Source organism: Bartonella gliris, assembly GCF_045277155.1.
GTDB classification, from domain to species: domain Bacteria; phylum Pseudomonadota; class Alphaproteobacteria; order Rhizobiales; family Rhizobiaceae; genus Bartonella; species Bartonella gliris.
On record NZ_CP123962.1, the window covers coordinates 18,620 to 32,003 of the forward strand.

The following is a 13,384-nucleotide window of genomic DNA, read 5'->3' on the forward strand; positions in this document are numbered from 1 at the left end:
TTTTTTTGTATTATTAAAATAATTTTTTAGTTTCTTTATTATAAAATTATCATTTTATTGAATTTTCTTATATAAATCTATTTTTTATAAAATTATAAATTTCTATGTTCCTTATAATATTGTTACTAATAATATTTTTATGCAAAAGGAGATATATGAAGATTTTGATGCTAAATTTTTAATTCATTTAATTTGTTAAAATTAATTCTTAAAAAATATATGTTGTGCTGTGTGTTTGGTAAAATGAGGATTTTTATTATTTTTTAGGTTTTGTCTAAATTTTTTTACTTTATCTATAGTTTTAATAAGAACAAATTATATTCTGTAGTGGTTCTTAACAACAGGTATAATTTAGAAGATAGGAGTGAAAGCAATGTGTATACTATGAATTATAAACAACTTGATTCCAAATTTATCCGTCATGGGCTTATTTTAGTTTTTATTACTTTGTTATTGGATATTATTGGTATAGCAATCATTAGTCCTATTTTGCCCGAATATTTTGCTCAGTTGACAGGAAAAGATATTAGCAAGGCTTCCCTAGAAGGAGGAAGAGTACTTGTGGCTTATTCAGCGATGCAATTTTTGTTTGCTCCAGTTATTGGTAATCTCTCTGATTGTTATGGTCGCCGTCCTATTTTGCTTATCTCTATTATCAGTTTTGCTATTGATAATCTCATATGTGCTATCGCGTGGAGCTATTCTATGTTGTTTATTGGCCGTCTTTTGTCGGGGGTAAGCAGCGCTAGTTTTGCAACCTGTACCGCTTATCTGGCTGATATATCCGATGAAAAGACGCGTACGCGCAATTTTGGTCTGTTAGGAATTGCATCTGGATTAGGGTTTATTTTAGGCTCATTTATTGGCGGTTTTTTAGGCCAATTTGGTCCGCGTGTTCCGTTTTATTTTGCTGCCGGTTTTTCACTTATTAATTTTATTTTTGCGTGGGTTATGCTTCCAGAAACTCTTCCTATGCGGAATAGGCGTACTTTTGATATTAAGCGTGCAAATCCTTTAGGTGCTCTTTTGCAACTTAAACAATATCCAACAGTTCTCTGGGTATTGTTCGTCTTTTTTCTTTATTGGTTTGCAGAATCTGTATGGCCAAGTATTTGGGCATTTATTGCTAAAGAACGCTATGATTGGAGCACGTTGTCTATTGGATTGTCTTATAGCGTTTTCGGTATAGGTCAGATTATTGTCGTAGCTCTTATTCTGCCTTATTTTTCTAAGCGATGGAGCAATTGGCATATTGCGATGGTGGGTCTTTTGTTTGCATCGGCTGCTATGTTTGGCTATACATTTGCAACCCAGGGCTGGATGGTTTATGTTGTTTTTGCGTGCACTATGCTTGAATATCTTGTTCATGCACCTATCCGCGCTATCGCTTCAGCACAGGTGCCGGCAAATGCACAAGGAGAGCTGCAGGGAGCGATGACATCCGTTATTTCATTAAGCTCGATATTTGGTCCCATTTTTTATATGCTTCTCTTCGAACGATTTACACATGAAGGTGCGGTGTTTTATTTTTCTGGTGCCCCTTTTGTGGGGAGCTTCTGTGTGCTTGTCGTTACGACGATAGTTTTTGCTTTACGAGTACGCTAATTTTTTAAAGCTTCTGATTAATAAGAATATTTTGCTAAGATAATGCAGAAGGCAAACAAAGCTGATTCATTCTATAAGCAAAATGCTCTATTCTGTAAAATTAAGGAATTGATTTATAAGGATAATTCATCATTTGGCATGTGGAATGAGAGTTCCCGCATACAGTAAGATTCTCTCATCTCAAACTTGTTTATGTTGAATCAAAAAAAAACATTCCCTTGTACGTTACAAGTGGGGTTGGTATGTGGATAAAGACTCCCCTTAGAAAGGAGGCAATGTGCTTCTTATGAACTGCCTTAATATAAAAATTGTCGTAACATTGGGAGTTAGCAAATAGTATAATGATGCCGGTTTGCATCTTCATACGTGCAAAGATGGTGGTGTCCAATGGTCTTAATTTTATACACCTTAACGGATGCCATAGTGAGATAGGTTGAGAGCATTTGAGAGATCTTTCTTTAAAACAAGCAGACTGTGTAACACAATGGTATTGATGCTCTGTGTTTTGTAAGGGATGTGACTCCATTAAAAGCAGCGTATTTATGCATAGCAAAGGAATACGGTTTTGGGAGAGGAAATCCCAAAAATAAAGCACTTTGATTAAGCTGTTTTTTTATATTCTATAATGAGATCAAAAAAATGCTGGAACAGATAGTGACTGTCTTGTGGTCCAGGGGACGCTTCGGGGTGGTGTTGAACAGAAAAAACCGGCTTTCCAATGATCCGGATACCGCAATTTGAGTTGTCAAAGAGGGAAATATGTGTTTCTTCAACATGTTTCGGCAAAGATGTTGTATCTACTGTAAAACCATGATTCATAGATACAATTTCGACCTTTCCGGTAATGAGGTCTTTAACAGGATGGTTGGCGCCATGATGTCCTTGATGCATTTTTATGGTTTTTGCTCCAACAGCAAGAGCCAGAAGTTGGTGCCCGAGACATATGCCAAAAAGTGGTATGTTATGATCAATGAGTGTTTTAATCGTTGGAACAGCATAATCGGCTGTGGCGGTTGGATCTCCTGGTCCATTGGAAAGAAAAACGCCATCAGGTTTCATTGCTAGAATTTCTTCTGCGTTTGTGTTTGCTGGCACAATAGTTATGCGTGCACCCTGTGCAGCCATAAGGCGAAGAATATTGCGCTTAATACCATAGTCAACTGCGACAATGTGAAAATGATGCTTGTCATTTACACTGTAACCTTTATTCCATATCCAAGGCTTTTCATTCCATTGTGCTAATTGCCTTGATGTCACCTCTTGCGCAAGATCAAGATTGATAAGACCAGTCCATTTTTGTGCACGTTTTTTCAGAGTATTGATATCAAAGTTTCCATTTGGATCATGGGCGATAAGAGCATTGGGTGCACCTTTTTCACGAATAAGAGCGGTTAATGCTCGTGTATCAATGCCACAAAGTGCAATGATTTTACGTGTTTTGAGCCACTGATTCAGATTTTCATTTGCACGGTAATTAGAGGGGCGGGTGATGTCTGCTTTAAAAATAGCACCGATTGCGCCATGACAGTTGAGGGGTGTAAGATCTTCAACATCTTCCCTATTTGTACCTACATTGCCGATATGAGGAAAAGTGAAGCTAACGATTTGTTTTTTATATGACGGATCTGTGAGGATTTCTTCATAGCCTGTCATGGCGGTGTTGAAACAGACTTCAGCTTCAGCTATGCCTGTAGCACCTGCTCCTTTGCCTTTAATAACTGTTCCATCGGCCAATATTAAGAGGGCTGTAGGTTTGCTTACATGCCAAGGACCAGGAGATGGAATAGTTTGTGTCATAGTGTGTGCTCACAATTTATTATCTGAAAGGTGTAATGATTAACGTTACACAAAAATACCACCCTACCAAATGCTGTGTACGATGTGTATGTTATTATTGCAATGCTTCGCTTAAGTTTAAGAGTATAGGTATATTCCATGAAGAGGTAAAGTCCTGTTTTTAGATTTTTCAAAGCCTCAATATTAATTATTTTTTAGTATGCATTGTAAGACGCATAAGGATTGCTTAGAAGCTGTTTTTTCTTAAACAGAAACGAATGAATTTGTGTTGCATGATCTAAGTTGATATGGCCAGTTTGAAATTGCTTTGAAGATGTAAGATAAAGGATTTCTTGCTATGCTTTTAAATTGATAAAGCCTTTAGCGCTGTGTTTAGGGATTATGGTATTTTTCATCGTGGTGAAAGAAAGTTAAAACTGCTGATTATCAAACAGTCTCTTTTAGCTCAAATAGTTGGATAGCGTGAAGAGTAAACGTGTTATAAAGAATCCTGTCGCTTGAAATTGGGCGAAAAAGAACAAGGGGAAAAGGCAGTTTTGGGTAGATTTCTTTCTCATTCGCTTGATGAGATGAAAGTTAAAGAAGTCTTTAGTGATGCTGTGGTGCAAGCAAAGCTGTGAGGGATTGAGGGATTGGTTCAGGTGGCGTTGTTAAAGGAATACTATGCAGGGCAAATGAATTTTTTTAAGGTTGGTAATAGACCTTGTAAAAAATTATAGGAAATTTTATCAGGTTGGCAAAGGGGATCTGGAAGTATTTTTATTGTTAGCAGCTTATTAGCGTACAGATAATGTGGGGATAGGCTGATAAGCACTATTCATTTGAGAAATTTATCGCACAGGAACACTTTCAAGTAAGAAGTTTATTAGAGGTTCTTTCTGTTGATAGGTAAACAAGACATCTGTTCCAAATTGCTGCATGACATTGATTTATAAGAATAATTCATTGTTTTTTTATGTCGAATGAGAGCCCCGAATATCATAAGATTCTCTCATTCCAAACCTATTTATGTTGAATCAAACAAAACCATTCCCTTGCACATAACAAACAGGATTAGCGTGTGGATAAAAACTGTACAAGAGAGGAGTAAAAATGCCTCTTATGAATCATCTCAATGCAAGAACTGTCGCAACATTAGGGGCTGGCAAATAGTATGATGGTATCGGCTTGCAGATGATGCTTTTCTTCCAAGTTTTTACATCCTTCATTTATATTGGATTTGTTGTGTATAGTGGTGAAGCTGCTAAAAACAATTCGGTTAACAACAGGGGCTTGCTTGCTAAACGCAAACGGGAACGACGTGCCCACAGCGCATTTTGTCGACCAATATGAATATAGTCACGGGTCAGTTTGTTGCTGCCGAATAGATAGTATCCTAGTGGTACAGTTCCTAAGTTTATTATTGCTTGATCGTGTTCGAATAGAGTTTCTTGCGGGATTACAGTGCGTCCAAGAAGCCAAGGTTGATTGTCTCCCATCAGTATGATTTCGCGTAGCCAGTAACGTGAGCTATCGGGAAGATGTTCAGCTTCTTCTTTCAGTTGATCACGCGTAATGAAGCATTCACGTTGTGGTTTGATACGTATACAGGTGCAATGCTTTTCAAATCGACGTGTCATGGACCCTGACTCCATGAGCCAATCGTTTACGCTAGCTGGTATGGAAGGATCTTTATCAGATAACCACTTTAGAGGTGGCAAGATGGAATCCTTAGGATCAGACATCATTTCATTCTATACCTAAAACTGTATTTTATGTGCTGTGTTAGATGGTATAAATAGACATCTCCATTGTAATGCAGAAATGCAAAGGCAGCAAGATTTTAAATGGGAAGATGTAAAAGGGAAAATTTAATGAAGGGGTATTTATTTAAAAAGGATATGCAGAAAATATTTATGGTGCGCTCCTTCATTAGAAAAGCTTGTATTACGATTTATCTAAAGCTCTTTCATATCATGCGTTATGGAACTTTCTTGATAGTAACAGGGGGGGGAAACATTGAGTACCTTAAAATTCGTTTGTAATGCATATAAAAAAGAGATGAAGAATTTATTTATGTGAGAAGGACTAGAGAAGAAATACTAAGAGTAACAAATTCCTTATTTAATGCTTTAGAGAATGAAGGGGTACTCGAACCATTTGAATTTAGATGTAAAGGTGCTTGCATTATTTATAACCCAGAAGCTCATTTAAATGATTTAGAAAGAGTGAAACTAAATAAAGTAATGCGTTACAAAAGATCTCCTATCATTAGGGCTAACAATGATAAAATATGTGGTCACCTCATACCTTTGTTTCTAGCACATCAATAGAAATATGGTGAATTTCAAAGAGTTTAAAAATCGTATTTGAAGAATACATATGTGACAATAACAGGTAGCTGAGAGATGAACCACAAAAATTAATAAGCTTATATGAAACTGTCTTTAGAAATCGTGAGGATGGTAGAAGAGTATGTCTTGGAAAGAGTGCTTCAAGATCTAATCCTTATGTTGATTTTTTGGGATTACGTAATTATGAAAATAATGAATTTACTCATTAGAAATCTTAATCCATTCTGATAGGCTATACTGTTGGAAAAAATTGCTTGAGCAGAAAATGAAAACACGTTTTGCTCAATCACTTTAAAGATAAAAGTTATGGCTTATCCATTTTATTAAACAACTCTGTTAAAGATGGTTTTATTTTTGTAAACAGGATGAAGTCTATATACAAAAAACATTCATTGATCTTATTATAGATGGCTGGAATTAGCTGTATTTTTTGCCAACGAAAAACTCTTCATCAAAAAAGGGAGAACTCCTGGATATATTACATATAGTATGGATAATAGTATTTTGTATGAAAATGCAATTAAAGGAAAAATTTCAAGAGACCATCAATGAAAACAGTTCGCTAAATTCATTAAGGATGGTGCTGTTTGTTTTGAATTAATAGCTGTGAAAAGAGCTATGGAACCTTTCATTGAAAAAGTCTAATCTTGTGACCAACATGCATTAACAAGTCAAATATTTAAAGAAAATATAAAAAATTTATTTTGCATAAGCACATTTAAAGTTTTTCTGATGTCAAAAAAGTTTATTTTGTTTTGACATGTTTATTGAAAAAAAGATTATCATCTCACCGTATTTGTTTGATTTATGATGATGTAATAAATTATTTTTTACTAGAATTATTAATAATAATATTTATAATATTTTTTATTAATAACTTGTTTTGTTAATAATATATATTAAACTTATTAAATAAGTTAAATAGAATTATTTTTATATATCATATAATATTTATTATATTATCATAATTTTATTAAAAATTAGATAATTATTTAAATTTTAAATTAAATTCTCTAGAAAATTCTTAATTGATAAAAAACGAAAAAACTACCGAAAGAAAAAGGGAAGGGTATTATTGTTATAGCGTTTATCTTCTATCCATACTAAGAAAGCTCTCTTTTCATTTATGAAATTCAAAAGGATTATTTGATTTTTCTGCTAAAACGCTCTTATTGGTGAAATTATAGGAGTTAAACTTTACGCGATAGAGCTTGCAATTATCATTCTTGTTTTTTGTAATAACATGCAGCGGTTGTGTTGGTATTACAGTGAGATAAGCAAGATTTAATTATTAATATGGCCTTAGAAATCACATGTTCGAAGCGACGATATTTGAATATGTATTATAGAAAAGAAAGTCAGTATTGCATTAAAACAGTGTAGACATTTCTATTGGTATGAGCACGCTCTAGCTTCCTTGATATGGTATATTTAGGTAATGCGTTGCTAAAGGACTTTGCCGCTGCTAGCTTAATGATGTGATGATGGTGATGCAAAAAGACCGCACCTTAAGCATCTTACCATCACTCCCCTCCCAATTGCCTCAGCTGCTGAAGCTATAATCGAAATATCTCAGGAGTCTCAAGAAGCACCATTTTAATGCTTCTAAAAAATGAATAACGCTCTACGACTGAACTTTTCGCCCTATCCATATAAGGATACAGGCTCCAATAAAACCCGAAACAAGATAGCCAAACCACCCCGCAAAACTAACGCCTAAAAGTCCAAAAAGAAAGCTGGCTAATGCGGCTCCAATAATTCCCAAGATAATGTTAAGGAATATTCCTGTTTTGCTTTTCATAAGATACTTTGCGGCCAAACCTGCAAGGCCACCTATAATAATAGCTGCTATCCAGCCGATGTTTGCGTCTTCCATTATATTCTCCCTCCTTTGCCATAATCTAAACTGTTAGTTCTAACTAGGGTAAGCTTTGTAAAGGTCAAGGTTTCTCTATTTTTTACCTGGGAGGGGATATTGCTGCTGAGAACTTTATTACAATGTTTACTTTTCTGACAAATTACGTGAATATTTTATACGTGCAGCATTATATCCATAAAATCACAAATATACTCTTCCATGATAACAAAAAGTGCTGAGGTTCGCAAGAGTTTCACGTAAAAAGAAAAAATGCTTGTAACAGTATTTTAAGACTATGAAAAAATGTATTTATAAGCAGATTGCTTGCCAACTCCTATAACAAAATTCAAAAATAAAATAACATGATGAAAGCAACGAGCAAAGTTGATGCTCAAAAACTTCAAAAAAATTCGCCAATACGATATCAATGATGTTTAACTCTCTGCAAGATGTTGTGCAGGTAGAATCTGTCAAAACATGCATTTCTCATGATCGCTTTTTCTGCTGAATGACAACTATTAATTTTCTTGTTCACGTATTCTACGAGTTAAGATTTGGCTGTTTGTTGTTCAGAGGGATTACGCAAGCGCGAACTTTTGAGTAGTCCTTGGGCTTCTAAAATTGGGTAAATCATTGAGGTTAAAAGGGAATTAATTTGTTTGAGATCGCGTACAGTGTCAAGATGAAGGCTGGACGATTCTATATTTTTGAGGTCACCTTCACGGAGGCGCTTAAAATGCTTTAAACTCATCTCTTTTTCTAAATTTCTGAGCTGATCTTTTTTCTGTACCAATAAATGCGCGGTGTGTGTATCACGCGAGACAAGGACATTAAATGCGATATGCGCATTGGCCAGAACAATGGCGTGAAAACGAAGAAGGTCATTCCATCCGTCACTACTGAATTGTAAACCTTTTTGTTGTTTCTTTTTAACCAGCATAAGCATATTATGAATAATGATGTCTCCTGCTTGATCCAATTTTATACAAGCGCTTAGAAGTTCTTGTGTTTGGAGGGCTTCTTCATCAGATAATTTTTGTCCAGCTAATCGTGCAAGATAGAGTTTGATTGCGATATGTTTTTTATCCAATATTGTGTTCAGCTGGTTGAGCTCACGGATGATGTCGGGATCAGGTTTCTCATAAAGTCCCATGATTTTTTCTAGCATGATATCCACAAGATCACAAATATGGATGACTTCACGCATGACATTAGAGAGTGCTAAAGTTGGGCGTTCAAGAACGCTGTCATCAAGGGCTGTTTGATCGGATAAATTGAGAGTTTTATCAGTTTGCGTTTTTTTTGTACTTAAATGGACAATTTTAGAGGTCAGTTTTAAAACCCATTGCGAGAGTGGTATTCCAGCAAGAAGAATAAAAACATTGAAAATGATATGCGCATTAATAACTTGAGTAGAAGCGTCATTACCAAGCCATGTAATTGGTGGTTGAAAGAAGAGAAATAAGATAAGGACAAGAATTGAACCAGCTCCACGCATAAGTAAATTTCCCAATGGAACGAGGCGGGTATTAGGGGAGGCGTTGCGTGTTAAAAGTGGTGCTATGAGAGAAGAACCAAAGTTGACGCCAAGAACCATTATAACACATAGTTGAGCATGGATAAGATCATAGTTGGCGAAATTGACCAGCAAAATGATTCCTGCGATAGATGAATGCAAGAAGTAAGTTAGTACTGCTGCTAATAAAAAAGCGGAGACAGAGTCAGTTGAAAGATAACTAATAATGCTAGGCAGAATCGCACTATCACGTAAAGGTTCTGTAGCTGTGCTGATCATTTGTAAAGATAAGATCAAAAGGCCAATACCTATGACGATACGTCCGACTTGACGCCAATCACGTTTTTCAGTTGTCATGAAGATACAAGTGCCAATTAAAAGACATAGAGGCACAACGATTGTAAGATCATAGGAGAGGATTTTGACAACCAATGCCGATCCTAATTCTCCTCCGCGTACGGCCATTAGTCCTGCTAAACCAGAAACAAAACCAGATTCAACAAAAGAACCAACAAGGAGCGTTATTGCTGTAGAACTTTGTAAAATCATTGCTGTAAACAGTCCAAAGCTTACAGCAAAAAAGGGTTTGGAAATGACATGGCGCATTTTGTATTTAAGCCTATCACCATAGGCGCGTTCAACCCCTGTGCGCACCATACGTGTGGCCCAAAGAAGTAAAGAAATAGCGCCTGCAAGATGAAGGAGTACCAATGAACCATTCATGATACTTTATTCTTTCTCTGTTGTTATAAATACAGTTGATCTAAAAAATTGACGAATTGAGGTTTATCATTTTACTTTGCTTTCGCTTCTAATACATGACTAAAATCATAACCGCTTGGATTTTGAAAAATCTTTAGACCAAAACTAGGAAGAATGGAATAAAGGTGATCAAAAATATCACTTTGAATTTGTTCATATTCCAGCCAAACGGTTGTGTTGGTAAAGCAATAAATTTCCAAGGGTAAGCCATTTGGTGTAGGAGGTAATTGTCGTGCCATCAAGGTCATATTTTGTTCGATATTTAGATGATTTTTTAGATAAGCAAAAACATAAGCACGGAAAGTTCCAATGTTGGTTAAACGGCGGGTGTTGGCTAATACATCGTGATTTTTATCTAATTGAGCGTTCCATTCATTGATTTCTGGTATTTTTTGTGTGAAATAATTCTCTAATAAATTGAATCGGGAAAGATATTCTTGTTCTTTTTCTGTGTGGAAACGGATACTTGATTGGTCAATAAAAAGCGAACGTTTAATGCGTCGTCCACCCGCTTCTTCCATTCCGCGCCAATTCTTAAAAGGGTCAGTCACCAGTTTACGGATAGGCACAGTGGTGATTGTTTTGTCAAAATTTTGAACTTTTACGGTATGAAGTGCAATTTCAATGACATCACCATCTACATCGAGACTGGGGATTTGAATCCAATCGCCGACCCGTACCATATCGGTGGATGAAATTTGGATGCCTGCAATGAGAGAAAGGAGCGTATCTTGGAAAATCAACATCAGAACAGCCGCCATTGCACCAAGACCGGATAAAAGAATAAGGGGCGAGCGGTCAATCAATGTGGCTACCATTAAAATTGCCGCCACAGTAAAAAGCGCAATTTTAGCGATTTGAATATAACCTTTTATTGGTTTTAAACGTGCTGTTGGCTGTTGTTCATAAAGGATATTAATAACATTAAGAAGAGAAGAGATTGCTAGAACAACAACAAAAATAATGAAGGCGTTAGCAACATTGCCTATAATAGTGCTGAGTTCGGTAGGTAGTGTCGGGATAAAATCAATGCCGATTGAGAGAGTAAAAGCTGCAACAATGTGAGCTATGTACTGAATGGCGTGTTCAATATCGGCGGTTGTCTCTTTAGGAAGAAAAAAAGAAAACCGCTTTGCTCCGTGAACGAGTATATTTCGTGCTAAGAAGTTGACTAAAAGCGCAATGAGAATAAGAATAATGAGCCAAGCAATAGATTCTAGCAGTGGATATTGAACAAGAAATTTGATCACTTTTTTTACTCTCCATTTCTGAATGATATACGGTTGAGCTCTTAAAATCTTTCAACCGCTTAAGATGAAGTATTGGAATTATGCTCCAAAGTCGTTAAACATGCAAAAAAGAATTTTAAACCTCTGTGAGAGATAATGCGTTTTCCGTCTGATTTCCTTGATGAGATCCGCACCAGATTACCAATTTCAACGGTTATCGGTCAAAGGGTGGTATTTGATCCCCAAAAAAGCAAGCCTTCGCGAGGAGATTTTTGGTGTTGTTGTCCATTTCATGGTGAGAAAACTCCAAGTTTTCATTGTGATGATCGTAAAGGGCGTTATTATTGTTTTGGCTGTGGTGTGAGTGGTGATATTTTTACTTTCCTTTGCGAGCTTGATGGATTACGCTTTTCAGAAAGTGTAGAGCGTTTGGCTGATTTTGCGGGGATGAAATTACCTCTCTTTGATCCACAAAGTCATAAACGCCAAATGGAAAAGGCTGACCTTTATGATGTTATGAAAATAGCTACGGATTTTTTTCAATATAGCTTACATGATAAAGGGGGGGAGCAGGCGCGTCGTTATCTGGATGAGCGTGGTGTAACGCCAAAGCTTGCAGAACGCTTTCGGATTGGTTTTGCTCCGACAAAGCGTACAGCTTTGAGAGAAGCTTTAAGTGCGCGTGGTATTTCAATAAAACAAATGGAAGATTGTGGGCTGCTCAAATTGGGGGATGATGGTACGGCTTCCTATGATCGATTTAGAAATCGTATTATGTTTCCTATTGAAGATTTACGCGGACGTGTCGTGGCTTTTGGAGGGCGTGCGTTAGATAAAGATACGCGGGCAAAATATCTTAATAGTCCTGAAACACTGCTTTTTCATAAAGGAAATATGCTTTATAATGCAGCAGCTGCTCGCAAAAATAGCCGCTTTGTTGGTGATGAAAAAATCCATTCACTCCTGGTTGTTGAAGGCTATATGGATGTGATTACATTGACTAAAGCAGGTTTTGAGGGAGCCGTAGCTCCTCTGGGGACAGCATTAACGGAAGCACAAATTGGACTTTTATGGCAGATGGCGGCTGATCCTATTTTATGTTTTGATGGAGATGATGCTGGCTTAAAAGCTGCTTTTCGTGTTGCTGATCGTGTATTGCCTCTTTTAAAGGTAGGGGTATCTGTGCGCTTTGTTTTGTTGCCACAAGGTAAAGATCCAGATGAAATTATTCGTGCTGGTGGTGCACAACTTTTTGCTTCTTTTTTGAAAAAATCAATTCCATTGATTGAGCTTTTATGGTTGCGTGCTACCTATGGAAAGAATTTTGAAACTCCAGAAGCACGAGCAGCGCTAGAAAAACAACTAAAACAGCAAATTTTTACGATTAAGGATGCAGATGTACGCCGTTATTATTTTCAAGATGTAAAGAAACGGCTTTTTGATTTTTTTCGTCCATTTTTTTCGAAAAAAAAGGGTGCAGGTCGGTACAATCAAAACCTACAAAATAGGCAAAACCTACAAAATAGGATCTTTAAAGATCAATCTTTTTCGACGTTGGAAAATTCCAATTTAGTGCGCAATTCATCACATTCTATTCCTCTGCGTGAGGCAGTTATTTTACTTATTTTGGCGTATTATCCTGAATTATGGTATGAAAATTTTGACATTCTTGCTGAGTTGGAGTTACAAAATACCCAATTAGTAAGTCTTCATCAATCTATGTTAGAAATTCTTGGGAGCCAGCAGCTTCATGATAAAGAGACAATGGTTGCAATTTTAGAAGAAAGAGGGCAAAAAGCTCTTTTAGAGCGTATGAAAAATCTGGTGCAAAATGTTGGTATGCGTACCGTCTTTACTGGGGCACCTATAGAGGATGCCCGTGCTGTATTAAAACAAGCCATCTACTTGCATCTTCAAGAATACCACCTACATAAGAGACTACAAGATATTGAAGAGCAACTCGTAGAGAATCCTAAGAGTGAGGTTTTTGATCTGCTTCGTGAAATAAAAATCGAGCTAGAACAGATGCAAGCAACAGAAGCTTTAATTGAAGGATTTGGAAGTTGGTTTGATGAAGAAATAGACGGGAATAAGGAAGATAAGATAAAATGATTCGCTTTTTTAGAGCGAATCAGTCACCTAAGCTTAGTATGAGGAAGTTGTATGTAGAGCGGCATTTTTATAAAGAATGACGAGTAAATTTTAGGAATAGCGGGAAATTGGTTCTTACTATAAGATACAGAGATTATCTCAGAAAGGCTGAGAGGTGTCGGGGAAACTTCTT

General features: G+C 36.4%; 9 protein-coding genes. 4 read left to right on the forward strand and 5 right to left on the reverse strand.

Going from position 1 to position 13,384, the window contains the following annotated elements; translation table 11 throughout:
* Positions 1–384: 384 nt before the first annotated feature.
* Positions 385–1,605 (forward strand): MFS transporter, encoded by a 1,221-nt coding sequence (locus QHG54_RS00060; RefSeq protein WP_406604212.1) that lies wholly within the window; start codon positions 385–387, stop codon positions 1,603–1,605.
* Between the two features lie 600 nt (positions 1,606–2,205).
* Here QHG54_RS00060 and carA read toward each other — a convergent pair.
* Entirely contained in the window at positions 2,206–3,402 is a 1,197-nt protein-coding gene (gene carA / locus QHG54_RS00065; RefSeq protein ID WP_317993513.1) for a glutamine-hydrolyzing carbamoyl-phosphate synthase small subunit, read from the reverse strand.
* A gap of 497 nt (positions 3,403–3,899) precedes the next feature.
* Between carA and QHG54_RS00070 the strand changes: the two genes are divergently transcribed.
* The gene (locus QHG54_RS00070; RefSeq protein ID WP_317993512.1) at positions 3,900–4,022 is read left to right on the forward strand and encodes a hypothetical protein; all 123 of its coding nucleotides are present in this window, start codon (positions 3,900–3,902) and stop codon (positions 4,020–4,022) included.
* 588 nt (positions 4,023–4,610) lie between these two features.
* Here the strand turns inward: QHG54_RS00070 and ubiC are convergent.
* The gene (gene ubiC / locus QHG54_RS00075) at positions 4,611–5,129 is read right to left on the reverse strand and encodes a chorismate lyase (RefSeq protein ID WP_406604213.1); all 519 of its coding nucleotides are present in this window, start codon (positions 5,127–5,129) and stop codon (positions 4,611–4,613) included.
* Positions 5,130–5,782: 653 nt separating this feature from the next.
* Here ubiC and QHG54_RS00080 point away from each other — a divergent pair.
* Entirely contained in the window at positions 5,783–5,944 is a 162-nt protein-coding gene (locus tag QHG54_RS00080; RefSeq protein WP_396335816.1) for a phage DNA encapsidation protein, read from the forward strand.
* Between the two features lie 1,415 nt (positions 5,945–7,359).
* Here the strand turns inward: QHG54_RS00080 and QHG54_RS00085 are convergent.
* From QHG54_RS00085 to QHG54_RS00095, 3 genes are all read right to left on the reverse strand, one after another.
* Positions 7,360–7,611 carry a GlsB/YeaQ/YmgE family stress response membrane protein gene (locus QHG54_RS00085; RefSeq protein ID WP_317993510.1) on the reverse strand — a complete coding sequence of 84 codons (252 nt, stop codon included), beginning with the start codon at positions 7,609–7,611 and terminating at the stop codon, positions 7,360–7,362.
* Between the two features lie 529 nt (positions 7,612–8,140).
* Positions 8,141–9,832, reverse strand: a complete 1,692-nt coding sequence (locus QHG54_RS00090; RefSeq protein WP_317993509.1) for a Na/Pi cotransporter family protein — start codon at positions 9,830–9,832, stop codon at positions 8,141–8,143.
* Positions 9,833–9,903: 71 nt separating this feature from the next.
* Positions 9,904–11,121: a mechanosensitive ion channel family protein gene (locus tag QHG54_RS00095; RefSeq protein WP_317993508.1), complete on the reverse strand. Its 1,218-nt coding sequence runs from the start codon at positions 11,119–11,121 to the stop codon at positions 9,904–9,906.
* 135 nt (positions 11,122–11,256) lie between these two features.
* Between QHG54_RS00095 and dnaG the strand changes: the two genes are divergently transcribed.
* On the forward strand, positions 11,257–13,212 hold the full coding sequence (dnaG, locus tag QHG54_RS00100; protein WP_406604214.1) for a DNA primase: 1,956 nt from the start codon (positions 11,257–11,259) through the stop codon (positions 13,210–13,212).
* Positions 13,213–13,384 lie beyond the last annotated feature (172 nt).